This window comes from Bacillus sp. NEAU-Y102 (genome assembly GCF_054788175.1).
The window spans coordinates 336,695-362,801 of the sequence record NZ_JBTWFK010000005.1; the positions used below are offsets into that span (position 1 = coordinate 336,695).

A 26,107-nucleotide genomic window follows, 5' to 3' on the forward strand; every position below is an offset into this window, starting at 1 on the left:
ATATTATCGAATTAAGTTTACAACTTCATTTAATACTTCATCTGAAACTTTAATCACTTTCGCATTTCCTTGGAATCCGCGTTGGTATAACATTAAGTCAACGAATTCTACAGATAAATCTACATTGGCACCTTCTTGTGCACCACCGCGTACTTTACCTGCACCGTTTTGACCAGATGCACCAAGAGCTAAAATACCTGTTGTATTCGTCGCTGTATAGTTACCATTACCTGTTTTCATTAGTCCGCCTTCGTTCGGGAACATCGCAACAGCTAATTGACCAGCTGATTTCATACTTCCATCAGAATATTTTACCATCACATATCCACCGTCAGCAATGAAACAATCTTTAACCGTCGCTGCTGCTCTACCATCTACGTCTGTTACTGATAATGTTTTATCTGTTGGATGGTTTGTTAAATGACTTAAGTCTAATTTTATAGAGCCGCCATCAAATGGAATATTGGCCCCTTGCTCTTTCGGATTTGGATTTCCAACAGCATCAAATGTCATATTACCACCTGCACCTGGAACATCCTTAAACTCTGTTTCTTTTTTCGAGTCATTACGCATTTGTACTTTATATGTATAATTATGTTCGCTCGTTTGTTTAAACTCGACACGCATTGTCCATGTATTCCCCGCATTATCATATACAGGTAAATCTTGTGTAATTTGTTTTTCACCAGTTGGAATATTACCTTTAATTGTCCCTTTCGATGTTCGAATACCACCAATTGCTGTTCCCATTGGAATTTGCAACGGTCCTGGAATTCCAGATAAATCAACTTCACCAGTTGCCTCATTCGCAGGGTATGCAAACACGTATTGACCTTCAGTATTCGTAATATAGTAATCTGAAGATATCCCGAACGTACCTTTACGAGTAAATTCCATATTTCCGCCCTTTGAATCACCTACAACGAAGAAACCATTACCTTCCATTGCGGCTTGTGTTTTGCCACCTGTTAACGTAATTGTACCATCACTATAATCCGTAACCGTACCACTCATTTTCACACCGTTACCAATACTTTTCGGATTCGTTCCTGCGTACTTACCGTCACCTTTTGCACCAATCGAATTGTTATATAATAAATCATCAAACATTGCTTTTTGTTTTTTATAACCTACTGTTTGTGCATTGGCAATATTATTTGAAGTTACACTTAATGCATTTTGTGTTGCATTCATCCCTGTAATACTTGTATATAACGCTTTAATCATAACGTATGGACACTCCTTATGAATTTGTAGTTTTTACTTCTTCAGTTACTTTTTGATCGTCTTTCTTTGCGTCTTCTGGGTTCGTTTCCCCAATCGGTTTATCAGACACTCTCTCAACGAAACGAAGAGATACAACTTTATTATTAATAACGAGCTGTACATCGTTATTTTCCGCAAGGCGAACCGTTTCTACTTGACCGGTTACTTTGTTTCCGTCACCGTCAACACCTCTTACGTATTTACCTAAAAACTTCATTCCACCATCAAGTGCTGTTGAATACATCGTTGATTGCAGCTTATCTACTGCTTTCGTCATATTCTGTACTTGTTCCATAAGAGATAACTGCGCTGTCTGATTCATCATTTGATTCATATCCATCGCATTAAATGGATCTTGATGTTGGAAACTTGATAAAAACAATTTTAGGAAATCATCTTTCCCCATTACCCCAGGAGTCTTTTGCGCTCCTGCTGAAACTCCATTACTTTGTTGCACTGGCGATTGTACACCATTAACAGGTACATTACTTTTTTGCGCTCCTGTTTGTAACGGAATATGATTTGTACTCGTTGTATTTAATCCAACTGTTGGCACGCTTTATTCCTCCAATAATCCCGCAAATTCTGTTGATTGTTGTTTTTCATGATTTGTATTTGCTAATTTCTGTTTTTGCCTTTGCTCTTGTTCTCGCTGTTCTTTTCGATTTTCATCTTTATCTGAATAGCTAATTTGAATATTGATTTCTTTTTCTTTTAATTTTAATTTCAATTCATCAAAAATGATTTCAACACGTTTTTTCGCATCGTGTTTTTCCATTTCTACGTGAACGTCAATTTGATCTCCGTGTTTTTTCATAAACACTGTTAATGTACCAAATTTTTCTGGATTTAACTGGAATAAAACACGTTCTTGTTTCACTACAAATTTTTGCAACGCTTCTACTTGCGCTTCCATTTTCTTTCCTAAGTCAGGTAATGAAACTTTCTCAGCACTACTATTTGATTTCCCTACTTGTTCGGTACTCGTCGTTTTATTTAATAATTCTGCACCTGCAGAGCTCGAATCGTTTAATGCATCAACTTCTGGCAACTCTACCTTTGCATCATCGCTCTCAAGTTTCGGAAGATCTATCTCTTTAGACTCTTCTTGCTCCTTGGCAATATTACAAGTTTCTGTTTCTACAACTTTCAATGCTTGCATCGTTTGCTCTGGCATCTTCATTTTGTCTAATACCATTTGCATTGTATCTTCTAAACATATAGCATTTTTGATACTCATATTTGAAAGAAGTTCTTGTAATTGTTGTAATTCAGCTGCAGGTAATTCATTAAGTTTAATATTGCCATATTCTTTATATAGCTCTTGTATTTTTTGTATGTATTGATATAACAATTCCGGCTGCACATGTAATTGCTCAATTGCAACCATTTGCTCAGATACAGCTAATAACAACTGTTCTGTCTCTTTTTTTTCTTCTTTCTTTACATTTGGTTCTTCTTTCGTTACCGATTTTTTAGAAAGAATATAATCTTTTTTCTCTTCTGTTGGTGCTTCTTCTCGTTTCGTTTTCTCCGTTTGCGGCTGTTTTTTATTTTCCATTCTCATCGTACGATCGAATGAAGAATCTTCATTTTTTGATTGTACTTCTAGCCCTTTTTCTTTTTGCGGAGGTAAACTTTGTTGCACCGGTAATACAGACTGTATCACTACATTCACCTCATCCATTCATACACATTTTCAAATCCAGAAGCATTTTTTCTTCCAGCTTTTCTTGTGCTTTCGCAAGCTTTTTGCAATCTTCTTGATACATCTCATCAATGACACGTTCTTTTTCTTTTACTTGCTCTAAAAGGCTTTCATTTTTTTGAATAAAACCTTCCGTTTTTTTAATTTTTCGATTCCATTCTTCTATTCTTTCAGGTGAAAACGTATGTGAAGAAAGCATGCCCGCCATAATACGTTGCCCAGTTTGTACGACTTTACTACGCGATTTCACAACATATAAATCATATTCTTTTTTTTGTTCTATTTTTCTTTTTTCAGCTGTTAATTCATACACTTCTTTTAAAATATTTTCTTTTTCTTGATTTATTTGCAATTTTATTGTGTCGTACTGCTGTTTATCCACCTGTTTTCATAGCCCCTTCCTATTATAACGTTCTCTTTTTCTATTATATAGTTTTTTTCCAAAAAAATCTGTGAAATATTAAAAAACAAAAAAATAAGACCTCTTAGGCAGAGGCCTTATACTATATGGTGTATCGCTTGAACGATATCATCAAATTGGAAACTATCCGATCGACCTTGCTTTAAAAATGTATTTATACCTTCTACTTTATTTTTACATTCAAAAATATAAGCATTTTCTTCATTTTCTTGAATCGTTCCTAGCTTAAAATACAATTCATTTTCTTTATAAATTGATAAAATCTTTCTCATTTCATTTGCAAGTTGCCAATGATGTGGCGAAACAATTTCTTCCATAATCCTACTTACTGAATCTAATACTGAAATTGCAGGGTAATGACTAAGCGTTGCAAGCTCACGCTTTAATACGATATGTCCATCTAAAATACCACGTGCTAAATCTGGCACAGGACCATTTAAATCATCCCCATCAACAAGCACCGTATAAATACCTGTTATAGATCCCTTTTGTGTTTTTCCGGACCGCTCTAACAACTTCTTCATATAACTTTCCATTAACAGTGTTTTACCACCAATCGGTAACTCTTTAACAGCAATATCAACACTTCTTCGTGCATCAGCAAAACGAGTAACAGAGTCCATCATAAGTAATACGTTATTACCTTGATCACGGAAGTATTCAGCAATAGACGTTGCGAGTTTCGCTGCACGAAGTTGCATAAGATGACTTTCATCTGACGTCGCTACAACAACGACGCTTTTTCGCATACCTTCCTCGCCTAACTCTTTTCGAATAAAGTCTTTTACTTCCCGGCCACGTTCCCCTACTAAACTAATAACGTTTATATCAGCTTTTGCATTTTTTGCTATCATTCCAAGTAAAGTTGATTTACCAACACCTGACCCAGCAAAAATACCAATCTTTTGACCGATACCAATTGTTAGCATAGAATCAATTGATTTTATTCCTGTTTCAAATACATCGGTAATCTCTTCACGTTCAAATGCATGTATAGGTGGTGCATCTAGTTTTATTTTCTGTAATGGAATGTTTTCAGCTTCCTCATTTAACACTTCACCATTTGCACTTAACACTTTTCCGAGCAAGTGATTACCACGTGGTACAACAACATCTTCTGAAACTAATGTCACTGAATCTCCATAACATACTTTTTCTGTCTGTTCAAATGGAAGTAGCATATTATTTTCTTTTTCAATGGCAATCACTTCACATAAGACGTTATGTTCTCCAACGAAGCAAACATCACCAATCTTCGCTTTCGGCCCTTTTGCTACGAAAAACTGTTCTTGTACACTATGAACTTTGCCTACTTTCGTATACAGCGGTGTTTTAATAAACTTATTCCATTTTTCGTTCTCATTCATTAACAGGCGGCTCATACATTTTGCTCCTCAAATAACTTCTCTTCTTCCCATTTCTGACGAAGTTTCGCAAATATAGGTGCAAATTTAAATTCAAAGAACTCTTTCTCTTCTTCCAGAACAAATTCACCAAACTGCAAGGAGAAATCATATTTCCATTCTACTAATTGTAGTAACCAATATTCTTTCGTATTCTCCTTCTCTTCTTGAATACGTTCAAACGTTTCTGGATGTACTGTAATGATTAATTTTTCAAACGAAGTTGGCAATGTTTGCACGATGCCAGTTAAAATAGGTAACACATCAAGCAATCGTGAATCTACCGCTTGATTCACGATTTTTTCTGCTAAATGAAATGACTGATCCCATAATAACTCTGTCCATTCATATGCTGTTTCTTGTTGTTCTTTTTGAAACTGCACACGCGCTGCTTCCATCTGTTCCATTTGTTCATGAATATGCATTTGAAATTGTTCTTTATCTTGTAATAACTGCTGACGCTCTCGTTCTAGCATTTGCTGCTCTTGCCTTAGCTGATGCATTTCCATATGTAATGATTCTTGCTGGGCACGAAGTTCTGCATGATCTGCTTGTAATTCTTGCTCTTCTATTTGAACTGAAGCTGGTTTTGGAAATTGTAATTCATACGTTTCTTCAGAAAAAGAAACAGAATTCTTCGGAATTCTGTTTTTAAATAAGGACATCCTCTTCACCTCTTTGAACGATAATTCTTCCTTCTTTCTCTAGCTTTTTCACTGTACCAGTGATCGTTTGCTGCGCTTTTTCAGCATCCGTCATCTTAAGCGGTCCTAAGCCATCTAATTCTTCTAGAATCATCTCTTTACGGTTTGAAGACATACATGTAAATAATTTCTCTTTAATTTCTTCTTTTGCAATTTTAAGTGCTTTCGCAAGAACACCGTTATCTGTAATTTCTTCTAATACACGGCGAAGCGCAAGATCTTCAAGACCAAGTAAGTCTTCAAAGACAAACATATTTTCTTTAATTTTCTCAGATAACTCATAATCGACTTCATCCAGCTTTTGAAAGACTGTTTTTTCAACACCTCGTGAAACATTATTTAAAATATTTACGATTGTTTTCAAGCCATCAGTTTTATTAATTGCACTAAATGCCATATTATTTAATTTCGATTTTAACAACTCACCAATTTGATTAATTAACTCACCATCAACTTGTTCTAACTTCGCTATACCCATTACCGTTTCAACGCGCTTATGATCTGGCAATCTCTCAATTAATTGAGACGCAAGTTGCGGTTTAATATAAGAAGCGATAATTGCAATTGTTTGTGGTGACTCATCATTAAGCACTGTAAGAAGTGGCTCTAAATCTGTAAGTGAATTTAAGAACTCAAACGGATTATCTTTGTTATACCAAAGGTCTTCCAATAATTTTTCCAGTTCGTCTTCTGGCATGTTTTTAAATATGCGACGAATGTATTCTTTATCTGGAGTGACTAAGTTCAATTCTTTTACATTTAGTTCATATAAGAACTCTCCTAGTACATTTTCTAACGTTTCTGGTTTGTATACACGAAACTTTGCGATTTCACGAAGTAATACTTCTTTTTCCTCAGCTGTCATATATTCAATGACTTTTGCTGCCACCCCTTCTTCTAATGTACGAATAAGGATGGCAGCTTTTTCTTTGGAGGAGATTTCATCTAACATCGTTGTTCCTCCCTTACTGTCCGTTTAACCATTTTTTAATTACTTTTGCAGTTCCTTCTACATGTTCTTTCGTAGCATCCTGCACTTGTTCATCTAACGTTGGTTCTTTCGGTTCTTCTGGTTCAGGTTTTGGCTCTGGCACTATTTTTTCTTCAGGAATTTCCAAGATACTTTCATTACTTGCAGCAATTTCCTCTTCTGCTAAGTATTCTTCATATTCCTCTTCTTCTTTCTTTCTCTTACGTCTTGCTAATAAGAACCATACTAGGCCACCAATCGCTAATAAGCCAGCTGTAATTCCACCGAATAACCACCAGTTCATACCACTTTTTTCTGGCTCTTTCTCTTTTTCAGCTTTCGGCTGATCGAACTGAACAGTTACAACGTTAACTTGACCATTTATAAAGTTACCGTTCGGATCAGCTTGAAGTCCTGCCGCTGTTCCGATTGCTTCTTTAAAAGTTGTCATATCAATTCTACGTTTTACTAGCGTATCATTATCTACCCATACAACAACATTTGTTTTCGTTAATTCTGGGTGTTTCTTAATTGTTTCAACTGTTTTATCTATTTCATAGTTTTCGATTTTGTTACCATTTTTATTATCATAGACAACTTTACCATTTTGATTATTGTTCGTACCGTAGTTTGGCACTTCACCGTTCGCTGTAATACCAGCACCTTGCTTCGTATCTGCCCCTTCTTGCGCAGTAGAGCTTTCCTCTTGCTCTTGTTTACTACGAAGTACACCTTTATCACCATACTTCTCTGACTGACGTGTAACTTCATCGTAGTTTACAGATACTTTCGTATTCACTTTATATTCATTCGGTTTAAACATCGTCATTAACGTTGCATCAATATCTTGCTTTAATTTACCTTCAAGTTGGTGCTGCATCTCTACTTCTTTCTCATAAGAAGAGGAACTACTAGAATGTGCTTCATCTGCTCCTTTTGAGATAACACCTTTTTTACTATCAATAACACTTACTTCTTCTGCTTTCACACCAGGAACCGCTGCACTAATCATTTGCTGTATACCTGCAACTTGATCAGCTGTTAACAATTGTCCACGTTTCACTCCAACCGTAATCGCCGCTGTTCCTTTCGCTTTTTCTTCATCAAAAATTGTCTCTTTTTCAGGCAATGTAATTTGAACATTTGCCGTTTCAACTGTCGCAAAGTTTCTTACAATATCTTGTTCCAATTGCTTCTTCGTACCGACAATTTGCTTCATTTTTTTATCTTGTTCACTTGAACCGAGAGAGCTTTCTAATAAAATTTCTTCACCGCTTTTCGAATTAAACGGTAAGCCCATCCCATTCATTTCTTTTCGAACCCATGGAGCATCATTCTTTTGCACACGAATCGAACCATCGGCCGCTAATTGATAATCGACACCTAACTTCGATAATTCTGCTGTAATCTCTTGTTTATCTGTATCATTTAAATTTTGATATACAACAACATATTTATCTGGCAAGGTGAAGTATAAAAGTGCTCCTGTTACAATCGCTAAAAGCGCAGCACCAATTACTAACTTATGCCACGTTTTTAATGATTGGATAACATTTTTCATCTTTTCCATTTAAACACACCCGTCCACTTTCCTAAATTTGCATATTAATTAGTGACTTATAATTTTCAATAAGATTATCACGTACGAGAGCAGCCGTTTTCATTTGAGACTCAGCTTTCTTTTGCTGAATTAAAACGTCATGTGTTTCTCCTACCCCTTTAGTTAGTAAATCATATACTGCTGTTTGTGCATTGTTTTGCGTTTGATTCATATCTTCCAATAAATCAATAAACTTTTTCCCCGGAGCTACAGATGTTTCAGAAGTTTTCGGTGCACCAATTGACTGAATTGCTCCAAATGGTTGTGTATGTAACATTGGTTGGATTTTCATATTACCATCTTCCCCCTTATCCTCGGCCGATTTCTAAATCTTTATCAAGCATTTTTTTATTTGCATTTAATACACTCGTATTTGCTTCATACATTTTTTGAGCAACCATAACATTCGTCATTTCAGCAGTTACATCAATATTTGGATAACGTACATATCCTTCTTCATTTGCGTGCGGATGCGTCGGATCATACACTAAATTTTCCGTTTTGTCTGCTTCAATACTTTTTATCTTTACTCCGTTAGTAGGAGCCCCATCTAGCATACTTGCAAAACTATTGTTTGATTCTAGCACCACACTACGACGCTCATATAAATCTGCCCCCGGAGCCGCCGTCGTATTTGCATTTACAATATTGTTAGAAGTAACTTCCATCCACTTTCTCGCTGTCGTTAGCCCTGAGCCACTTGCATTAATTGCCTGAAACATCCGTTGTCTCTCCTTCTACTTTTAACGTCCGCGTGCCGCTTGGTTAATTGCATATTGTGTATTAATTGCGTTAACTGAAATACCGTATAACTGATTTGTTTTCATTAAATCTAGCATTTCTGTCGTTACATCCACACTATTTCCGTCTTTATTCGTTTGCATTGATTTTGTTTGAATCTTTGCATATGTATTTTTCGTATTTACTGTCGGCAAGTGCATTTCATTCGTTTGATATAAATCTGGATTGCTCTTTAAATCAGCCGCATTGTTTTTATATAATGCACTACTTTTATTCATCTGCTCAGCAAATGTTACATCTTGTGCTTTATAGCCAGGTGTATTCGCATTTGCAATATTACTAGAAACAGTATTTCGTTTCGTCACTAAATAATTCATATAATGGCTTACATCACTCACTAAATCTGGCATATTCCACACCCTTTCTTTTCTAACGTAATGATCCACTGATAGAAGTTTCATTTCATTATTTATTTTCTTATATGTGTTTATTAAAATATTTACTATTATGTACCCTTACATATTTTATTCCATTTTTCCATTATTGTCTTTAGAAAAATACAAAAATATAAAAAAGAATGCAAAAAACTGTATACACCCAGTAATCTATACAACATTTCAATATATGAACTATAAACTAAAATCCATTTTTCTATTATTTAGATTACTATTTTTTCATCACAGTCATAAAATGAAACCTCAATCAGCGGAGTTCTTTATTTAAACGAAGGAATAGACCCCCTTTTAAAAGGGGAATCTTTTTCTAAACGTTATTATTAATATTTACCGTAAAATGAATTAGCCTTCATTCGCCCATCATTTGCCATAATCATTTCTTCCAAAATCTTTTGCTTATCTCGGATATGCTGAGCTGCCTTAATAATGAATGGGCTTACTTCTGCTGCAACTTGCGTACGTTTTTCTTCATCTAGTGTCATCATCCAACGATTTAACATCTCACTCTTCTCAGCAAACTCTTCATCTGACACTTGCAATTCACCGATTTCATTAAAACAGCCGACAAACGTTCGATAAATATCATTGTTCATTTTCAAGCGCTCCACGGTATCCGTCTATTAAATCCTGTAGCACTTGCACAATGGCATCAATATCTTTTACTTCACGCGTGACTTTCATCGTTTGAATTTGAATGCTAATCCAGTCATATAAACCATATAGACTATCATATAAATCTTTCGTAATCTCAGGATTTAATTGAAGCTTTAGTTCTTCAAAAATACGTTCTAATTTTTCAAGAAGTGCGTCCCCTTCTTGTAGTTTAAAAGTATGTAAAAGTTCTTCTAAATTACGAAACTTTACAATACATCTTTCATAAATAAAAATTGTATTTTTAATCGGATTACTCGTCATAATATCATTTTGCATATAACGTTGCCATGCTTGCATACGATCACTTCCTCAACTTTCATTAATCATCACTTTTTTGTTTTGTCATTGCTTTAATTGTTTTTAGTTGGCTATCAAGCGCCGCTAATGTACTTTCTAGTTTTTGATACTTTTTCACAATTTCATATTGTTTTTGTTTATTTTGCATATCAATATCGCTAATTTTTCTATCTAAATCACTTACACGCGAATCTATACTCTTTACTCGTTCCCCAACGACACCTTTATCACCGAAAAGCTTTTCAAGCGGGGCTTCCATCATTTTTCCTAAACCATTTGAGCTAAAGAAAAATTGTTTAGCTGTATCTGGCTTTTCTTTTAATGCCTTTGTTAGAGTTTCATCATCGACTTCTAATGTCCCATCCTGCTTTATTTGGATACCAAAAGTAAATAAATAATTATCATCTTGAGAAAATGTTACAACACTATTCATTACTTGGCGTATACTTTGCATAATTACTTGTCCCTGGAAGGCTCCATCTTTTCCAGCAAAAAGATCTACTGTAGAAACCGCTTTATTATAATCTGCCACCATTTTTTTTATAAGGTTGGATGCTTCTGTTACGTTTGAATCACTTACTGTAAATTTTAAATCTATTCCTTTTGTGTCTGTACCAGTTCCACCGTCCGATACCTTCGATTCAGTTACTTTTAATAACTCCACTTTTACACCAGGGAGTGTTTCAATTGTATTACTAGCACTTTTTCCTTCAATGCCATTAATACTGTATATTGCATCCTGTGCTTCATTAACGACGTTCACTGCTTTACCATCCACTGTAGATAAGCCCATTTTTTGGAACAAATCAGATTTTTCACTTGTAAACTTAATTTCGCCTCCCATTCCCTCTTTTTTAGCAGACATAAATACTTTGCCACCAAGCGTATATGCAGAAACACCATAGTCACCATCATTAATTTTATTAATTAAGTCCTTATAAGTCATATCCGTTGTTACTTTAAGTGGTTTCCCATTAATTTCCAATGTTTCTTCTGTAGGTAATTTTTCATCAATTTTAATATCATTTGAAGCAATTTGATGGCGTTGCGCAAGTTGCTTAATTGTCATATTGAATGTTCCTGAGATCGCTCCGCCATCAGCTATTACATTAATATAGCCATCCTGTGTTGTTGAAACTTTTTTTTCATTCCCTTTAAATGATGCTAGGTTTTTAAATGTTTGTGTAAAAGAACTAAATTCTGTTTTTAAACTTGTATATAATTGTTTATCTTGTGTAAGTTGTTGTTTTTCCGTTGTATACGGTGTTTTTTTCATATTTAATGCTTGCAATTCTAATTCTACAAGATTAGAAGTATCAATCATATTATTTCCTAGGTTCCAAATTTGTTGTCTACCGCCAATACCTGTTAATGTTCCTGCCATGTTGTATCACTCCTTATTCGTTTACATATAATCTAAAATGCTCGTTTTACTCATCGTACTAACTGCTTTAAGCGTCGCTTCATACGTTGCATTTATATATGCTAAGTCAGAAATTGCGACCGCTAAATCGACATCCTCAATTTCTTTACGGTTTTCTTGAAGCGCTAAATTTTGCTCGCTTAAAATTGTTTTAAACGTCTCCATCGTGTTCATTGTTGAACCAACTTCAGTTGTACGGTTAATGATGCCATCTAAGTTTTTCTTATTTTCCCCTAATAACGGTTGTAACGCTTTTTGGTCACCTTTTTGCATCGCTTCGCTCATCTGTTTTAACGTTTTTATAACCGGGGATAATAATGCTTCTCCGTTACGGAACGCCTTGAATTCATAACCGTCATTTAGTTGCCAGTTCACATCATTTTTTCCGCCCTGGTATGTACCATCTTCTGTAAATGGTGGATTCTCTGCACTATCACCACCGAAAATATAACGGCCTTGCTCTTTCGTATTCGCTAAATATACAACTTGTTTTAAAATTTGATCAATCTCTGCACCGATTGCTTTCAATTCTTTTTCACCATTTTGCTCACTTAATGCTTGTACTGTTAATTGATCTGCTCTTGTTAAAGATTTCAAAACACCTTGTAAAGTATTTTCAGTTTGTGTTAATACATTTTTCGAATCCGCTATATCTTTTTGCATTTGCTCCATATTCGCCAATGAATGTTGAATCGCAAATGACTTACTCGCTGCAAGTGGATCTTCACTCATAAGAAGGTTTTTCTTCCCTGAAGTTACTTGATTTCGATGATATTGCTGTTGCACGTTCAAATCCATTAACTGATTCTTTGCCCAGTTTGCATTTTGAAATGTAGATACTCTCATTTCTATCTCCTCCTTATATATTTTCATTCAATTACTATCGAATAATCGAAAATAGACTATCAAACACTTCATTCATCGTAGTAATAGCTTTAGAGTTCGCCACGAAATATTTTTGGAAGGCCATTAAATTTACCATTTCCTCTTCCATATTTACCCCTTCAACGCTCATCTTTTCTTGCTGAATGCCTTCTAATAAGTCCCCATGAATTTTTTGATAAGCATTCACTGCACTTTTATCAGAAGCTACACGAACTATAAATTGGTCTAATGCTTGTTTATAAGAAAGACCTTCTTTATAATCTCCATCTGTAATTGCTGCTAGTTTATTTGCTGTTTCAGCAGATATTTTCATTTTCGAAATATCTTTTTGGAATTCTGGATTTAACTTCATATCTTTCGCATGATCTCCAACGAAGAAATCTTTTCCCATCACTGTATTCACTTGATTTTTCATCGAACTCATTAAGTCTTCAAGATTTTTTTTATACTCAACAATCTTCGCTTTCGTATCAATCGCTGATTTTATCGCCCCGCTAGTTACGGAGATTTCTGAACCGTAAATCTCAACTGACATTGGGTCTTTTTCTTTATTTAATTGAAGTGGATATGTATCTTGTCCATTTACTGTTAAAACACCATTCATTCTAACACTCGCGATATTAGGATTCATAGATTCATAAGATACTTCTATATTTGCATACTTAGACATCTCTGTAACGATACGATCTCGTTCGTCTAAAAGTTGATTCGGCACTTGTGTACCTGCTTGTCCAATTTTATGATTCGCTTCTGCTAAACTAGCAGCAAGACGATTAAATTCATTAACATGCGCTTCAATATCTTCTGCCGTCTGCGCTTCCACTGTATCTAAGTTTTTCGCAAGACGATTTACTTGACTTGTGAACTTCCCAGTTTCAGAAATTAATGTATCGTAGTAGTTTGGTTGTTCTGGATTTTTTGCCACTTCACGAAAGGCATTAAAGAAACCGTCCATTAAACTAGATAATGAATTCTTTCCTGTCGTTCCAACCATAGACTCTACACGTGATAAAGTCGAATTCATATAGTTATAGTAAGAGAGCTGAGATAATTGATCATTAAACTGCTTCGTCTTTACCTCATCAGTAATACGGTCAACACCTAGCGTTTGTACACCGTAACCAATTCTCTGTTCTGGCGTATGACCATTACTTGCTCCAACAGATCCGTAATTCACCATTTGACGCACATAACCCGGTGTATGAATGTTAGATAAGTTTTGTTTCGTTGTTTGTAATCCCATTTGAGCCGCTAGCATCCCTGATAGCGGTGTATTATAATCAGATAATCTCATAAAGCTTCACTTCTCCTTTACAATAGTTCATTCATAAAGATTTGCGAATTATTGTTTCGCTCTAAATTATATTCAGAAACAGAATCCACAATACTTTCTGTAGTTTTTAATAGTACGTTTAAGTAATATTGATTTTTCAAAAGAATCATTTTTACATTCTCTTCTAATTCAGTTACGTTTTTTTGTAATTCTTCCATTTTTTCAATTTCTTCTTGAGAAAAATACGAAAATAATGCACTTACACGAGATGCTTCAACATCTTTTTCTTTACAAAACTGAACAACCATTTCTTCGAATGAGCTAGATAGTCCTTTTAAACCATCAATGTACTGCAATTGTTCTACTTGTAACTTTTGAACTGCATTTATATCTTTATTTTTTAAATTCTCATATATTTGCTCTCCAAGCGCTTGAATATTTTCATACGCCTTTTGTATAATAACGAGTTTTTCATATAATTGTATGTACATATAGCTTCCTTCCTTTTACAAGACTAAATTCACAATTAAACCATGGATTTCTCCAATTTGATTTAACATTTCTAAATGTCCTGTTTTCGTATTAATTAAATTCATAACATCTTCTAATTCATTCAATCCCATTTCTGCCTGTTTCACAATCGTCATTTTCTGTGAATATCCATAACGTGGGTGACGAGACATGACATCTTTATACTGCAATACATTATCAACGTAAAAATTCAAAAATGATTTTACTGTATTTTTGTATTCCATTACATTATCAAGCGTTAATTCCATTTCAATTTTTTCTTTAATTTCTCCAATATTATCGACAAACGCTTCCATTTGTTCTAGTAATTTATCTTTTTTCGGATCTGCATGCAAATTATCCGAAAATGCAAGTCCTGTCCTGACATTTGCATCTTTCGGCATTTGAGTAGCAGGCGGTATATGCGATAAAATTGGATTATGCGAGATAGAACGTAGCATATATATCACCTATTTATTTTTTTATTTCTTCCTAAACTTAATCGTAAAATCCAGTTATTTATAATTATACTCTGAACAGTAATATTTTGCAGTTATTTTTTATAAAAGATATGTTACAATTTAGCATGAGGTGGCACAATTCTATGAATATTTTCCTTTGTGGTTCAAATCAATTAACAGCATTAGATCAAGAAGAAATCAAAAAATTTTTAACTGACTATGCTCACAAACATAAAATTTACATATTATGTTATAAATCTATTGAAAATGAGGTTCTTCGTTTTTTCGTTGAGAATGAAAGACTCGCTCAAAATTTATGCCTTTACACGCTGCAACCATTGCAAGCAATAACAGATGAATTTCAAGAAGTCGTTGATTACTTAAAAAAACACGGAGCCGAATATGTTGCTTTCGATCATCCTTCTGACTCCATTTACCGATCAGATTATATGTTTTTTGTTAAACAAATTATTGAAGACACTGATTTAGTTCTCTGTTTTTATAATGGGGACAAACATACATCTGTCATCCCTGTCGATGTTGCAAAAGAAGCAGGTATTGATGCTGTCATTTATGATTTACCAGGATTACATGAAAAGCAAATGAAAAAAAGCTTTGAACAAAAAATTCGTATGATGTAAAGGGGGCGGCACAATATCATTATTGTGCCCATTGTAAATATGATAATTGAACAAGATTATGATCATTTTATCGCGAGTTTTAAACAACAATTCAATATGGATATCGCTTCGTATAAGCAAGATAGAATGCGCCGTAGAATCGATGCTTTCATTTCGAGAAAAGGCTTTGAAAACTACACTAATTTTTTAAACAAATTACGTGCTGATCAAAATTTATTTTTAAATTTTATTGACTATATTACAATTAACGTTTCAGAGTTTTTTAGAAATAAAGAACGATGGCAAACTTTAGAGTCGAAAGCACTACCTAAATTACTCGAACAAAATAGCGGAAAATTAAAGGTATGGAGTGCCGCTTGCGCTGCTGGTGAAGAACCGTATACACTTTCTTTAATTTTATCAAAGCATCTAGCTCCATTTCGTTTTGAAATTCAAGCAACAGATCTTGATTTTCATATTTTAGAAACTGCAAAACGCGGTCAATATACAGAACGTTCGTTAAAGGAATTACCTAATGATTTGAAAGAACGTCATTTCACAAAAGAGAATGATCTATATTCATTGCATCAAAACATTAAACAAAACGTCTCGTTTAAACAACATGACCTTTTAATGCAGTCGTTCGATACAAATTATGATTTGATTATTTGTCGCAACGTAATGATATATTTCACAGAAGAAGCAAGAGTAAAACTTTACGAAAAATTTAGTCGTTCTTTACGAAAAGGCGGTGTACTATTTGTTGGTAGTACGGAACAAATTTTAACACCCGAGCGTTACAATCTTCAGCGATTTGATACATTCTTCTACGAAAAAATATAAAAAAGGTCGTCACAATGGAGTGACGACCTTTTTACATAACTCGAATTAAAATAATACCGACAATCCATATGAAGAGAAAAAGAAACGTCATAGACCATTTATGTTCTTGCATCGTTTGTTTCAATGCCTGTGATAATTGTGTCATGTTCATTTCCGCAAGCGCTCTCCATACACTTACATCCCGATCTTTAGCAATGCGGTCTGTAACGCTAATTAAAATTGTTTCGTTAGACAATTTCGTTATATAAGCAGTAATAACCGTTACCATCAAATTTATATTTCCTTCTGAAGAATCACTTTCCACTCTAGAAATAAGTGCGCTCACATCTAGTAACGGAATATGTACTTTTCTACCAAATGATAGTTGTACTTCAGCGAAATCATATGTTCCATCTAACAAAGGAAGGTCTTTTATATGCGCCTGCTTAACAAGCCCTTGTAGGCTTCTAATTACTTGTTCAAATATTTTTTCTGTTTGCTTACCTTCTCCAGATAACGTATGTAGCTTTTTAAAAAGTTGTAACACTGTATCCATCTCTTTAGAAAGCATTTCCTTCATAATCTTTCCATCACTTAAACTTGCAAGTAAAATACCTATTTCATTATTTTTCGAAATAATTTTAGACTGTCCAGTAAACACTAAATTGCTACGCTTTCGTTCTTTCTGGATTTCATGCTCCGAAATAGCTGCAGGCTGTTTTAATGGTTGTAGCGTCTTATCTTCAATTGTCGTACGTTTAATCTCCATTTAAGCGCCTCCACTACTATGAAATAATTAGCCCCATTCTTTATTACTCTTTAAAACTAAAAACAGTACGAATAAACCTGACATGATAGTAAACACATCCGAAGCTTGTACTCCCTGTTCACCTTTTTCTTCTTTCTTGTCTTTTGATTCTTCTTTTTGTTCTTTCTTTTTAGAGGCAACTTGTTTGTTATTTTTCTCTTTTTGGTCCTTCGCCTTATGTACTTCCTTGTTGTCTTCGAACGGCTCTTTTATGACGTAAGTAAATTCCTCTTTCTCTTTCAACGGTTCTTTTATAAACTTATTTACTTTCTCATCTTGCTTCGGAATTTGAACAACTGGTAATTTTTCTTCTGGAAGCGGGTTTTTGACTTTCAAATCCTCTTGCTTCTCATTTTCTTTCTTATCTTCTAATTCATTTTCTAGTTTATTATCTAATTTATCTTCTTTCTCTTTCTCTTCTATCTTTTTGTCATCTTCGTTTTTTGGCGCCAAAATAGAAATGGTATATTCACTTTCCTCAACAAGTTTATTACCTGCTGCATCTATTATCTCTACATGTAATTCGTATGGCCCAGCTGGCAATTCTTCTGTTATTTCAAATACTTTTTGCCAATCCATATCATACTTGTTGTAGTCTAATAAAAACGAAAGCTCTTTATTTTCTTTCCCTTTTAATGTAACGCGCACTTCTTTTACAGCCGATTCTATATCTGACGCTTTTACTCGTATATGTATAGAATCTCCCTGTTTTCGTTCAACTAAGTTTTCTTTTACTTCATCAATAGTAACTTCCTGTAACTTTGGCAATTCTTTATCTATAGTAGGCGTTTCATTTTTAATACGAATGAGCGGGACTTTCAATTCATTTTTTATGAGGTCTTCTTTCTCATTCTCTTTGTAACTTTGAAAGAGCTGAAGATTCCAATCACCTTGCAAATCAAAATCCCCTGCTTTATAGTTAGCAACCCAGCTCTTCGTTTCTTCATCATACTCAAAAGATAGCATTCTTTCTTGCGCATATTGCTCGCCATTTTTTTGTAACTGCAATATACCTTTCATGCTTTGAATGTTTTTCCCATTTGGTTCTACAGCAATTCGCACTTCTTCGCCAACTTTAAGCTCCGGCTTATTTACTGTAACAATTCCTTGTTCCGTTTCTATCTTTCTTTCACCCAATTGTTTATTTACTACTTCTTTTTGTTCTACTTCTTGTTGTTTTACTTCTTTTTGTTCTACTTCTTTTTGTTTCTCTTCATCTTGTTTCGTTTCCACTTGCTCTGACTTTTCTTCTTGTACATTCACTTCATTTATTTTTTGATCTGGCTCAATTTGTTCCTCAGCCTGACTTTGCAAGGGGAAGAACAAGCACACATGTATGCATAGCCAACTCATTAGAAAAAACTTTACGTTTTTCATCTACTAGTTCAAACTCCTATTTCATTGCCTTATAGTGATTTCGTCACTTTTACTCCGAAAAATCCATCTACATTTACAAGTTCACCATACGCCACTAATACATCATTTACATAAATACGAATCGGTTCATCAATATCTTCATCTAGTACAACTGCTTCATTTTCTTGTAAACTTAATATATCTTGAATCGTTTTCACTGTACTTCCAAATACAAATTTCACGTTCATTTCTACATTTTGTAGAATGGACGTGTCCATATATACTGGCTCCATTTGTTTTACTTCTTTAAATTCAATAGGTTGCACAACTGGTTCTACAATTTTTTCTTCTTCAATTTCTTCTGTTGCAATCTCTTCTTCCACCATTGGATACAGAAGTCGCCTTACCATTTCTTTCGCTTCATAAATTGGCAAAATTTGATACATTTTCGATTGAAGCAGATCGCCAATTTCAAGATTGAACGTAATTTGAACGAGTTCGTCCACTTCCATTGACTCTCCCAAATACTCCATTTCTTCTTTTAACGTTACAAATTTAACATTTGGCGGCGTCATGTCCATTTTTTCTTGAAACATTTCTGACATCGCCGTAGCAGCATGCCCCATCATTTGGTTCATAATCTCTTTAATACCGCTCAGTTCTAATTCAGTCAACTCTTTTTCCGGATCAACTTCCCCTGTTCCCATCATCATTAAATCTACCATTGTTAAGGCGACATCTTTTGTAAATACGAATACATTCTCATTCTTTAGCCCTTCAACAAAGTCGACATTTAAAATAACAAATGGTACTGGTACTCCATCATAATGCCGAACATTGATTGCTTCCACATTTGGTGTACTAATTGTAACTGGCTGATTTAAAAGCGTTGACAATACTGTTGAAGCGGAACCAATTGAAATATTTGCAATTTCACCAAGCACATCTTTCTCTTCTTGTGTTAAATGCTCTTTTTCAACTTCTTCTACAATCTCAGTTTCCACTACTTCTGCTGTCTCGTCTTTTTCTTCTACTCCACCAGATAATTGCATTAATTTATTTACCATTTGTTTCGCATGCTCAACAGAAACAATTTGTACAAGTTTAGAGTTTACAAGATTATCTATCTTTAAATCAAACGACACTTTAACAATCGTATGATTTCCATCGATTTCAGAGATTTTCTCCATTTCTTCTGATAACTTTACAACTTTAATCGTCGGCGGAGACATATCTACTGTATCTTGGAAGAATTCCGACATAGATGTAGCTGCGAATCCCATCATTTGATTCATCGCTTCTTGTACAGCACTTAGCTCTAATTCACCAAGTTCTTTTCCGTCCTCCACCTCGCCTGTTCCCATCATCATTAAATCAGCAATAGACAATGCAACATCTTGCTTAAGGACAAGAAGGTTTTCCATATCTAATCCTTTTGTAAAGTGAATGTTTAATACAACATGTGGAACTTCGACATCTCTTGAATCATATAAATCTACCAACTCTATGCGAGGAGCAGTAATGCTTACTTGCCTATTTAAAATTGTTGATAATACAGTCGAAGCTGAACCAAATGATATATTTGCAATTTCGCCAAGAATATCGCATTCTTGAGGCGTTAAATGCTCATTTTCTTTTTCTAGCACAATCGTGCTCGTATCCCCTTTTGTGTGTTGCTCAGGCATTTTCCCTGCCTCCTCATTTCTGTTTTTCTATCAAATGATATAAACTCTCATTTGATTTTAGCAAACTTATTATATAAAACGTTAATATGTATTTATTGCCATTATTAGAGTAGTAACGATTAGTCAAAAAGCTCCCCAATTGTATACAAGTGGGGAGCTTTCCTTCATTCCTATTATAAACCTTCTGGGTTTAAAATGAGGACCACTCGTCCATCACCGAGAATCGTCGCACCAGAGAAATAATTAGAACTCTCTGCAAAGAAGTCACCTAATGACTTTAAGACTATTTCTCTTTGACCGATAATTGTGTTTACAATAAGTCCATAGCTGCGATGTGTATTACGAACAATTAACACAGGAACCATTTGACCATCATATGACGCAAACGCCTCATCTACTGTTTTTTCACCAAATACAGTACTTAAATGTTTCACTTCAATAATTTGATTACGATAATTTAACACATCTTTTCCTTGTAAGGATTGGATGTCTTCTTTCTTAATTCGAATTGCTTCAACGATATTTCCAAGAGGTAAAGCATAACGCTTATCATTCGTTTGAATAAGCATAGATTGAATAATAGACAACGTTAACGGAAGTTCAATTCTAAATGTACTTCCCTTTCCTTCCTCAGAATCAATGATTAAATGTCCACCTAAACTATGAATCGTATGTTTTACAACATCTAATCCGACACCGCGTCCAGAAAGATCTGATACAACTTCAGCTGTACTAAATCCTGGTTGGAAAATAAGATCAAACACTTCACGATCTGTTAATCTATTTGCATCTGCTTCAGTTACAACGCCATTTTTAATCGCTTTTTCTAATACTTTCCCTTTATTAATACCGTTTCCATCATCCGTAATTTGAATAACGACATGATTTCCACTATGAAAGGCTTCTAATTTAATAGTACCTGTCTCATTTTTACCTGCATCACGTCGTTTTTCAACAGTTTCAACACCGTGATCGATTGCATTTCGAATTAAATGAACGAGCGGATCACCGATTTCATCAATAACAATTTTATCTACTTCAGTATCTTCACCTGTAATTTGTAAATCGATTTTTTTCCCTAAATCTTTCGCTAACATACGTACCATACGCGGGAAACGATTGAACACAGTTTCAATTGGCACCATACGCATATTTAATAGTACATTTTGAATATCTTTTGAAATATCGCCTAATCGATTTAAATGTTCAATTAGTTCCTTGTTTTGAATCGTTTGAGCCAATTCATCAATGCGCCCACGTTCAATTACACTTTCTTCAAACATATTCATTAATCTTTCGATTTTCTCTAATTGAACACGAATTGAACGATTCTCCACTTTAGCATTTTTCGTTTTTGTAGTACTTTTAGCTGGCTGATTCGTTGCCACTATCGGTGATTCTACCTGCGTAGCCACAGCTGGTTGTAGCGTTTCTTCTACTTGCACAACTTCTTGTGTAACGACTTTTTTAGAAGCTACTTCCCTCGATATAGGTTCTCCTTGCTTTACTTCCACTTTCTCAATTTCAGAAACATGAAGTACTACTTGTTTCAATTCTTCTATACTACAATCCGTATCCATAAATACTGTAAATTCAAATCCGAAAGCATCTGCTTCAATTTCTTCAATACTCGGAGCTGTTTTTTGTATATTCCCCACATTTTGTAATGCTTCAATACACATAATGGCACGTACTGCTTTTAAAATTGCTTGCTGTTCAACTGTTATATGCACTTCATGTGAAACTGCATCATCGTTGTCTATATGATTTTGCTCTATACGTTCCGTAGTAGTTTCTACATTGCCGTTCAATAATGCTTCTAATTTCTGTTTAGTTGAGACTACATCAATATTGCCCATTCCACCTTGTTGCACATCTGCAACCATCTTCTCCAAATTATCAATGCACTCAAAAATCACATCAATAATATCCGCATTTACAACTATATTCCCATGACGAATTTCATCTAACACATTTTCCATCTTATGCGTTAAATCAGCCATCTCTGTAAATTCCATACTCGCAGACATACCTTTGAATGTATGAGCGGAGCGGAATATTTCTCCTACAACATCCATATCAGCAGGATTTTGCTCTAACACTAGCACATTTTCATTTAGCGACTGTAAATGTTCTTCTGACTCTTCAAAAAATATATTTAATAGATCTGTTTGCATTTTTATCCCCTACCTGTCTAACAAACATTTCATTTATGTATAACAATTTAGTGTTTTATAATGAGAAAAAAGGGGGCCACACGTCGATCCGCTATCACTGTTTTGATTCCTTGTGGCACCCCTTCTATATTAACTGTTTGCTACTTTTGTTAAAGCTTCAATTACACGATCCGCTTGGAATGGCTTTACAATAAAGTCTTTTGCCCCGCCCTTAATTGCATCTAATACCATACCTTGTTGTCCCATCGCAGAACAAATGACAACCTTTGCACTTGAATCAATTTTAATAATTTCTTTTAATGCTTCAAGCCCATCCATTTCTGGCATAGTAATATCTAATGTTACAATATCAGGTTGAAGTTCTTTATACTTTTGAATTGCTTCTATCCCATTCTCTGCTTCGCCAATAACTTCAAATTCAGCATTACTTTTTAATAAGTTTTTAATCATCGTTCGCATAAACATCGCATCGTCTACTACTAAAATTTTATGTGCCATTCTTTTTAATTCTCTCCTTCTATGTATAAATATATCTTAATATTTCACCTTATCATTCTCACTCATTATACAAAATAAAATGATAAAATTTAATATTTTTTTAAAAGAATTTTCGTATTTTTATTATTTTATTATTAAAATAATAATATACTACTCTTTTATATAAATAACAACGCGACGGTTTTTTTCCCAGTTTTGCGGTGAATCATTTGGTACAATTGGCTTTGTGTCTGCATATCCTACCGCAGCTAGCCTTTTATCATCCACATTATACACTTCAATTAAATGGTGAATCATATTTGCCGCTCGTGCTGAAGATAACTCCCAATTTGAAGGGAATTTCTCGTTATGAATAGGTCTACTATCTGTATGTCCCTCTACAACAATTGGGTTAGGTACGGATTGAAAAAATCCAACTAATTGACTTATTATCCCTTTCGCTTCGGGCTTAACGTTTGCATCGCCTGTATCAAATATTAAATTATCTACTATAACGACGCTTACCCCTGTATCCTCTCGATATACATTCACTTGACTAATACCGTTATTATCTACATACGCTTTTAACTTCTTATATAATTCATCCATTCTCTTTTTTGAGATCATCTTTTCATCATTTTTTTCATGTGAAATATCCGGTATTGTATTTTCCATTACTTTTGCATCTACTTGCCCCGTATCACTAAACTTTTCAAGCATCTTTGACAATTTTACTGCATCTTGCTTTGATGTAGCAACTAGTAATACAAAGAAAGTTAATAATAACATTGTTAAATCTGTAAAAGTCGTCATCCAACGAGGCGATCCCTTTTGCGGTCCTTTACTCATCATACCACTCCTTGAAATATTAGGCTGCTCCTTTTACCTTTTTTACCTTTGTTTCGTATACGTATGTATCCAGTTTCAACTTTAATTTAGAAGGGATTTGTCCACGATACAATTCTGAAATTGCTTCTATTACAAACTTCTTCTCTGTATATAAATCTTCAATACCACGATATACTTTTTCCGCAAGAGGGATTGCAATCATATTCGCAAGTACGGACCCATATAATGTCGTTAACATCGCAACTGCCATCCCTGTACCAATTTGCGATGTATCTTGTAAGTTTTGGAGCATAATGATAAGACCGATTAACGTACCAATCATTCCCCAAGCTGGAGCAAAATCACCAATTTTATCTAATAATGCTGCTCCTTTTCTTAACTCATACACTTCCGTTTCAATATCTTTCAGTAACACTTCTTTTAATTCATCTTCATCGTAACCGCTTAACATTAATCGAATTCCTTTTTGAATAAAAGGATTGTCTACTTGCTCTCCATCAACCTCTAAAGAAAGCAAGCCGTGCTTTTTAGACTTTTTCGAAAAATCGACAAACAAATCCGTTAACTGTTCTAAATCTTCTTCTCTTCTATGTAAAACAGTAAAAATGCTTTTCGTATATTTTTTTATTTCTCCAAATCGATATGCCACAACAATTGTCGCTGTTGTTCCCCCTATGACAATTAAAATAGATGAAACATCTAAAAAGTTTTTAAAAGCTTTTATTCCACCGCCGCCAAGCATAATTGCCGCTATCACTATAATGAAACCTACTATAATGCCCACTGGGCTAGAAATATCAAACTTCCTTTTTCTTCTTTGTGGTCTAGCTAATACTTGATTTTTCTCTCCCATATTTCTGCCCTTTCCTTTCCATTTTTATATAACATTTTTTTATTTTAATAATACGTTTTCACATATAACATGTATTATACGCTTATCATCTGTTTATCGCAATATACTCATGAAATTGACACATTTCATTTCTATATTAGAATTATAGTATGGATAAATGAGGAGGATCACGATGGAACACAACATTTTACAAGTCATTGCATTAGCAGAAAAACTAAAATATGAAATGCGACATAGCTGGCTTTCTAACGGACGTCAAGAAAGTGTTGCCGAACATACATGGCGTATGTCTCTAATGGCTATTTTAGTTGAACCTTATTTGGATCAAAAAGTAAATATTGAGAAATTACTTAAGATGGTTATTATTCACGACCTAGTCGAAGCCGAAGCTGGTGATATCCCTGCTTTTGATACAATGAATAGTCACGAATTACAACTACAAAAACAAAAAAATGAACTAGAAGCTATTTTAAATATTAAACAAACATTAACAAGTTCTCTCGGTGAGGAATTATATGACTTATGGATGGAGTTTGAAGCGAAAGAAACGTACGAAGCAAAAGTTGCTAATGCACTCGATAAACTTGAGGTGAAAATCCAACATAACGAAGCTGATATTGATACGTGGTTACCAATTGAACATAAAATGACATTCCAAGTAGCAAAGCATACAAACTTTGATTCTTTCCTATCTAAATTACAAAAAATTATTGAACAAGATGGAGAAAAGAAGTTAATTGCTGCCGGTATTGATGTTGAGGCATGCAAGCAATAATGAAATAAGACACTCAACAAGAGTGTCTTATTTCATTATTGTTGATATAGCCTGCTTATAAATAAGCTGTTGTTTTCCATCCACTAATATTAAAACTGTAAATTTATCTACTCCAACAACTTCTCCTACTATTCTAACGCCACTCTTTAAGAAAATTGTAACTGTACCTTTTTCTTCTTTTATTTGTTTATACAATTCTTCCTGTAAATGTTCCAATTACTGTCCTCTCCTTCTCGTGAAACATCTTAATATAAAAAACTACAAATTTTTTATTTATGCACTTTGTCTTTTCCATTCATAAACTTATTAATAAGTATATCTAAATCACGACTAAATAACAAAACTTTATCATGATCCAATCCGTGTCTCGCAACAAGTTGAATTAACTCTTTCTTTTTGTTTTCTATTTTATTTTGTAATTGTCCCATCTCCATCTCTATACTAAAACTCCCTTTTCCCATAATATTACTTGTAAAATTATAGTACATATTCTCTCATAAAAAAATAAGAAAATGGTTTTTTTTACAACTTTTTATTTTTTATGCCTAAATTATGAATTACGTAAAGGTTTATTTACAAATCACTAACATGCAATCCTAATGAATCTACAGGCATTTGTCTAATTATAAATGAGACTGGCTCGTTTTCTATACAAAAAACATACTGTATATAGTAGTCCATGAACCATATAGATTAACTTACTAAAAAGGAGGAAAACATATGAGTTATGGTGGAAGTTGCGCTGGTTTCGGCGGTGGATTTGCTTTGCTTATCGTACTATTCATCCTTCTAATCATCATCGGATGTAGCTGTTGGGGTGGCGGCGGATACGGATATTAATATATCCTATCCTTAACAAATGAACGAAAAAATATAGAAAAACAGCTCATATTTGAGCTGTTTTTTTCATACTT

31 protein-coding genes are annotated in these 26,107 nt (G+C 34.2%); 4 read left to right on the top strand and 27 right to left on the bottom strand.

Translation table 11 applies throughout. The annotated features are described in order from the left end of the window. Nucleotides 1-3: 3 nt before the first annotated feature. From ACYFX0_RS15655 to ACYFX0_RS15740, 18 genes are all read right to left on the bottom strand, one after another. On the bottom strand, nt 4-1,227 hold the full coding sequence (locus tag ACYFX0_RS15655; protein WP_000588320.1) for a flagellar hook protein FlgE: 1,224 nt from the start codon (nt 1,225-1,227) through the stop codon (nt 4-6). A 16-nt stretch (nt 1,228-1,243) separates the two neighbouring features. Further along, complete coding sequence (locus tag ACYFX0_RS15660; RefSeq protein ID WP_001143485.1) at nt 1,244-1,822, bottom strand: flagellar hook assembly protein FlgD; 579 nt, start codon at nt 1,820-1,822, stop codon at nt 1,244-1,246. 3 nt (nt 1,823-1,825) lie between these two features. Further along, nucleotides 1,826-2,935 carry a flagellar hook-length control protein FliK gene (locus tag ACYFX0_RS15665; RefSeq protein WP_000616459.1) on the bottom strand — a complete coding sequence of 370 codons (1,110 nt, stop codon included), beginning with the start codon at nt 2,933-2,935 and terminating at the stop codon, nt 1,826-1,828. Nucleotides 2,936-2,945: 10 nt separating this feature from the next. After that, nucleotides 2,946-3,356: a hypothetical protein gene (locus ACYFX0_RS15670; protein WP_000360864.1), complete on the bottom strand. Its 411-nt coding sequence runs from the start codon at nt 3,354-3,356 to the stop codon at nt 2,946-2,948. A 116-nt stretch (nt 3,357-3,472) separates the two neighbouring features. Continuing rightward, nucleotides 3,473-4,777 (bottom strand): flagellar protein export ATPase FliI, encoded by a 1,305-nt coding sequence (fliI, locus tag ACYFX0_RS15675; protein ID WP_000088700.1) that lies wholly within the window; start codon nt 4,775-4,777, stop codon nt 3,473-3,475. After that, on the bottom strand, nt 4,774-5,463 hold the full coding sequence (locus tag ACYFX0_RS15680; RefSeq protein ID WP_106081396.1) for a FliH/SctL family protein: 690 nt from the start codon (nt 5,461-5,463) through the stop codon (nt 4,774-4,776). Before ACYFX0_RS15680 ends, fliI begins: the two co-directional genes overlap by 4 nt. Continuing rightward, nucleotides 5,450-6,454: a flagellar motor switch protein FliG gene (fliG, locus tag ACYFX0_RS15685; RefSeq protein WP_000883364.1), complete on the bottom strand. Its 1,005-nt coding sequence runs from the start codon at nt 6,452-6,454 to the stop codon at nt 5,450-5,452. Before fliG ends, ACYFX0_RS15680 begins: the two co-directional genes overlap by 14 nt. A 13-nt stretch (nt 6,455-6,467) precedes the next feature. Further along, complete coding sequence (locus ACYFX0_RS15690; protein WP_000413953.1) at nt 6,468-8,042, bottom strand: flagellar M-ring protein FliF C-terminal domain-containing protein; 1,575 nt, start codon at nt 8,040-8,042, stop codon at nt 6,468-6,470. A gap of 22 nt (nt 8,043-8,064) precedes the next feature. Then, nucleotides 8,065-8,364 carry a flagellar hook-basal body complex protein FliE gene (fliE, locus tag ACYFX0_RS15695; protein ID WP_000701668.1) on the bottom strand — a complete coding sequence of 100 codons (300 nt, stop codon included), beginning with the start codon at nt 8,362-8,364 and terminating at the stop codon, nt 8,065-8,067. Nucleotides 8,365-8,380: 16 nt separating this feature from the next. After that, entirely contained in the window at nt 8,381-8,794 is a 414-nt protein-coding gene (gene flgC, locus ACYFX0_RS15700) for a flagellar basal body rod protein FlgC (protein WP_000484680.1), read from the bottom strand. Nucleotides 8,795-8,815: 21 nt separating this feature from the next. Next, nucleotides 8,816-9,274 carry a flagellar basal body rod protein FlgB gene (gene flgB / locus ACYFX0_RS15705; protein WP_003277601.1) on the bottom strand — a complete coding sequence of 153 codons (459 nt, stop codon included), beginning with the start codon at nt 9,272-9,274 and terminating at the stop codon, nt 8,816-8,818. Nucleotides 9,275-9,588: 314 nt separating this feature from the next. Further along, nucleotides 9,589-9,861 (bottom strand): hypothetical protein, encoded by a 273-nt coding sequence (locus ACYFX0_RS15710; protein ID WP_001058075.1) that lies wholly within the window; start codon nt 9,859-9,861, stop codon nt 9,589-9,591. Then, nucleotides 9,851-10,219 carry a flagellar export chaperone FliS gene (locus ACYFX0_RS15715; protein WP_460270897.1) on the bottom strand — a complete coding sequence of 123 codons (369 nt, stop codon included), beginning with the start codon at nt 10,217-10,219 and terminating at the stop codon, nt 9,851-9,853. Before ACYFX0_RS15715 ends, ACYFX0_RS15710 begins: the two co-directional genes overlap by 11 nt. Nucleotides 10,220-10,241: 22 nt before the next feature. Next, entirely contained in the window at nt 10,242-11,603 is a 1,362-nt protein-coding gene (locus ACYFX0_RS15720; RefSeq protein ID WP_460270899.1) for a flagellar hook-associated protein 2, read from the bottom strand. Between the two features lie 21 nt (nt 11,604-11,624). Continuing rightward, a complete protein-coding gene (locus tag ACYFX0_RS15725; protein ID WP_001266416.1) occupies nt 11,625-12,488 on the bottom strand; it encodes a flagellar hook-associated protein 3 in 864 nt (287 codons plus the stop codon). Between the two features lie 34 nt (nt 12,489-12,522). Then, nucleotides 12,523-13,821: a flagellar hook-associated protein FlgK gene (flgK, locus tag ACYFX0_RS15730; RefSeq protein ID WP_001239717.1), complete on the bottom strand. Its 1,299-nt coding sequence runs from the start codon at nt 13,819-13,821 to the stop codon at nt 12,523-12,525. Nucleotides 13,822-13,838: 17 nt separating this feature from the next. Then, nucleotides 13,839-14,291 carry a flagellar export chaperone FlgN gene (flgN, locus tag ACYFX0_RS15735; protein ID WP_000275875.1) on the bottom strand — a complete coding sequence of 151 codons (453 nt, stop codon included), beginning with the start codon at nt 14,289-14,291 and terminating at the stop codon, nt 13,839-13,841. Between the two features lie 15 nt (nt 14,292-14,306). Then, nucleotides 14,307-14,771, bottom strand: coding sequence for a YaaR family protein (locus ACYFX0_RS15740; protein WP_000946318.1), 465 nt, complete (start codon nt 14,769-14,771; stop codon nt 14,307-14,309). Nucleotides 14,772-14,914: 143 nt separating this feature from the next. Here ACYFX0_RS15740 and ACYFX0_RS15745 point away from each other — a divergent pair, with 143 nt between their 5' ends. Then, nucleotides 14,915-15,412 carry a flagellar motor switch protein FliG gene (locus ACYFX0_RS15745; protein ID WP_001020110.1) on the top strand — a complete coding sequence of 166 codons (498 nt, stop codon included), beginning with the start codon at nt 14,915-14,917 and terminating at the stop codon, nt 15,410-15,412. 39 nt (nt 15,413-15,451) lie between these two features. Continuing rightward, complete coding sequence (cheR, locus tag ACYFX0_RS15750) at nt 15,452-16,234, top strand: protein-glutamate O-methyltransferase CheR (protein ID WP_000582876.1); 783 nt, start codon at nt 15,452-15,454, stop codon at nt 16,232-16,234. Between the two features lie 31 nt (nt 16,235-16,265). Here the strand turns inward: cheR and ACYFX0_RS15755 are convergent, their stop codons facing one another. From ACYFX0_RS15755 to ACYFX0_RS15785, 7 genes are all read right to left on the bottom strand, one after another. Continuing rightward, the gene (locus tag ACYFX0_RS15755; RefSeq protein WP_000403964.1) at nt 16,266-16,982 is read right to left on the bottom strand and encodes a hypothetical protein; all 717 of its coding nucleotides are present in this window, start codon (nt 16,980-16,982) and stop codon (nt 16,266-16,268) included. A 27-nt stretch (nt 16,983-17,009) separates the two neighbouring features. Then, entirely contained in the window at nt 17,010-18,398 is a 1,389-nt protein-coding gene (locus tag ACYFX0_RS15760) for a transglycosylase (protein WP_106081397.1), read from the bottom strand. A gap of 29 nt (nt 18,399-18,427) precedes the next feature. Next, a complete protein-coding gene (locus tag ACYFX0_RS15765) occupies nt 18,428-20,062 on the bottom strand; it encodes a flagellar motor switch protein (protein WP_001115008.1) in 1,635 nt (544 codons plus the stop codon). A 173-nt stretch (nt 20,063-20,235) separates the two neighbouring features. After that, nucleotides 20,236-22,239, bottom strand: a complete 2,004-nt coding sequence (locus ACYFX0_RS15770) for a chemotaxis protein CheA (RefSeq protein ID WP_001192627.1) — start codon at nt 22,237-22,239, stop codon at nt 20,236-20,238. 129 nt (nt 22,240-22,368) lie between these two features. After that, nucleotides 22,369-22,737 carry a response regulator gene (locus ACYFX0_RS15775; RefSeq protein ID WP_000940566.1) on the bottom strand — a complete coding sequence of 123 codons (369 nt, stop codon included), beginning with the start codon at nt 22,735-22,737 and terminating at the stop codon, nt 22,369-22,371. A 150-nt stretch (nt 22,738-22,887) separates the two neighbouring features. Beyond that, nucleotides 22,888-23,565, bottom strand: a complete 678-nt coding sequence (locus tag ACYFX0_RS15780) for an OmpA family protein (protein ID WP_000033627.1) — start codon at nt 23,563-23,565, stop codon at nt 22,888-22,890. Between the two features lie 19 nt (nt 23,566-23,584). Beyond that, nucleotides 23,585-24,418, bottom strand: coding sequence for a flagellar motor protein MotP (locus tag ACYFX0_RS15785; protein WP_000504191.1), 834 nt, complete (start codon nt 24,416-24,418; stop codon nt 23,585-23,587). Nucleotides 24,419-24,590: 172 nt separating this feature from the next. On the opposite strand from ACYFX0_RS15785, the gene ACYFX0_RS15790 reads away from it, so the two are divergent. Continuing rightward, nucleotides 24,591-25,193: an HD domain-containing protein gene (locus ACYFX0_RS15790; RefSeq protein ID WP_000400770.1), complete on the top strand. Its 603-nt coding sequence runs from the start codon at nt 24,591-24,593 to the stop codon at nt 25,191-25,193. A 27-nt stretch (nt 25,194-25,220) separates the two neighbouring features. On the opposite strand, the gene hfq is transcribed toward ACYFX0_RS15790, so the two are convergent. Both hfq and ACYFX0_RS15800 read right to left on the bottom strand, forming a co-directional pair. Continuing rightward, entirely contained in the window at nt 25,221-25,409 is a 189-nt protein-coding gene (hfq, locus tag ACYFX0_RS15795; RefSeq protein ID WP_000400665.1) for an RNA chaperone Hfq, read from the bottom strand. Between the two features lie 53 nt (nt 25,410-25,462). After that, the gene (locus ACYFX0_RS15800) at nt 25,463-25,681 is read right to left on the bottom strand and encodes an aspartyl-phosphate phosphatase Spo0E family protein (RefSeq protein ID WP_000291690.1); all 219 of its coding nucleotides are present in this window, start codon (nt 25,679-25,681) and stop codon (nt 25,463-25,465) included. 232 nt (nt 25,682-25,913) lie between these two features. Here ACYFX0_RS15800 and ACYFX0_RS15805 point away from each other — a divergent pair, with 232 nt between their 5' ends. Continuing rightward, nucleotides 25,914-26,033: a YjcZ family sporulation protein gene (locus ACYFX0_RS15805; RefSeq protein WP_000120179.1), complete on the top strand. Its 120-nt coding sequence runs from the start codon at nt 25,914-25,916 to the stop codon at nt 26,031-26,033. Nucleotides 26,034-26,107: the final 74 nt, after the last annotated feature.

What these genes read in the sequence shown, in the direction of transcription:
- ACYFX0_RS15780 (WP_000033627.1), bottom strand. Translation starts at nt 23,565, where the DNA reads ATGAGTAAAGGACCGCAAAAGGGATCGCCTCGTTGGATGACGACTTTT.
- ACYFX0_RS15805 (WP_000120179.1), top strand. Translation starts at nt 25,914, where the DNA reads ATGAGTTATGGTGGAAGTTGCGCTGGTTTCGGCGGTGGATTTGCTTTG.
- ACYFX0_RS15715 (WP_460270897.1), bottom strand. Translation starts at nt 10,219, where the DNA reads ATGCAAGCATGGCAACGTTATATGCAAAATGATATTATGACGAGTAAT.
- ACYFX0_RS15745 (WP_001020110.1), top strand. Translation starts at nt 14,915, where the DNA reads ATGAATATTTTCCTTTGTGGTTCAAATCAATTAACAGCATTAGATCAA.
- ACYFX0_RS15775 (WP_000940566.1), bottom strand. Translation starts at nt 22,737, where the DNA reads ATGGCACATAAAATTTTAGTAGTAGACGATGCGATGTTTATGCGAACG.
- ACYFX0_RS15710 (WP_001058075.1), bottom strand. Translation starts at nt 9,861, where the DNA reads ATGAACAATGATATTTATCGAACGTTTGTCGGCTGTTTTAATGAAATC.
- ACYFX0_RS15655 (WP_000588320.1), bottom strand. Translation starts at nt 1,227, where the DNA reads ATGATTAAAGCGTTATATACAAGTATTACAGGGATGAATGCAACACAA.
- flgC (WP_000484680.1), bottom strand. Translation starts at nt 8,794, where the DNA reads ATGTTTCAGGCAATTAATGCAAGTGGCTCAGGGCTAACGACAGCGAGA.
- ACYFX0_RS15790 (WP_000400770.1), top strand. Translation starts at nt 24,591, where the DNA reads ATGGAACACAACATTTTACAAGTCATTGCATTAGCAGAAAAACTAAAA.
- ACYFX0_RS15770 (WP_001192627.1), bottom strand. Translation starts at nt 22,239, where the DNA reads ATGCAAACAGATCTATTAAATATATTTTTTGAAGAGTCAGAAGAACAT.
- ACYFX0_RS15785 (WP_000504191.1), bottom strand. Translation starts at nt 24,418, where the DNA reads ATGGGAGAGAAAAATCAAGTATTAGCTAGACCACAAAGAAGAAAAAGG.
- fliE (WP_000701668.1), bottom strand. Translation starts at nt 8,364, where the DNA reads ATGAAAATCCAACCAATGTTACATACACAACCATTTGGAGCAATTCAG.
- ACYFX0_RS15690 (WP_000413953.1), bottom strand. Translation starts at nt 8,042, where the DNA reads ATGGAAAAGATGAAAAATGTTATCCAATCATTAAAAACGTGGCATAAG.
- ACYFX0_RS15755 (WP_000403964.1), bottom strand. Translation starts at nt 16,982, where the DNA reads ATGGAGATTAAACGTACGACAATTGAAGATAAGACGCTACAACCATTA.
- ACYFX0_RS15760 (WP_106081397.1), bottom strand. Translation starts at nt 18,398, where the DNA reads ATGAAAAACGTAAAGTTTTTTCTAATGAGTTGGCTATGCATACATGTG.
- flgK (WP_001239717.1), bottom strand. Translation starts at nt 13,821, where the DNA reads ATGAGATTATCTGATTATAATACACCGCTATCAGGGATGCTAGCGGCT.
- flgN (WP_000275875.1), bottom strand. Translation starts at nt 14,291, where the DNA reads ATGTACATACAATTATATGAAAAACTCGTTATTATACAAAAGGCGTAT.
- ACYFX0_RS15725 (WP_001266416.1), bottom strand. Translation starts at nt 12,488, where the DNA reads ATGAGAGTATCTACATTTCAAAATGCAAACTGGGCAAAGAATCAGTTA.
- fliG (WP_000883364.1), bottom strand. Translation starts at nt 6,454, where the DNA reads ATGTTAGATGAAATCTCCTCCAAAGAAAAAGCTGCCATCCTTATTCGT.
- ACYFX0_RS15740 (WP_000946318.1), bottom strand. Translation starts at nt 14,771, where the DNA reads ATGCTACGTTCTATCTCGCATAATCCAATTTTATCGCATATACCGCCT.
- flgB (WP_003277601.1), bottom strand. Translation starts at nt 9,274, where the DNA reads ATGAAACTTCTATCAGTGGATCATTACGTTAGAAAAGAAAGGGTGTGG.
- ACYFX0_RS15800 (WP_000291690.1), bottom strand. Translation starts at nt 25,681, where the DNA reads ATGTACTATAATTTTACAAGTAATATTATGGGAAAAGGGAGTTTTAGT.
- ACYFX0_RS15765 (WP_001115008.1), bottom strand. Translation starts at nt 20,062, where the DNA reads ATGCCTGAGCAACACACAAAAGGGGATACGAGCACGATTGTGCTAGAA.
- fliI (WP_000088700.1), bottom strand. Translation starts at nt 4,777, where the DNA reads ATGAGCCGCCTGTTAATGAATGAGAACGAAAAATGGAATAAGTTTATT.
- cheR (WP_000582876.1), top strand. Translation starts at nt 15,452, where the DNA reads ATGATAATTGAACAAGATTATGATCATTTTATCGCGAGTTTTAAACAA.
- ACYFX0_RS15720 (WP_460270899.1), bottom strand. Translation starts at nt 11,603, where the DNA reads ATGGCAGGAACATTAACAGGTATTGGCGGTAGACAACAAATTTGGAAC.
- ACYFX0_RS15680 (WP_106081396.1), bottom strand. Translation starts at nt 5,463, where the DNA reads ATGTCCTTATTTAAAAACAGAATTCCGAAGAATTCTGTTTCTTTTTCT.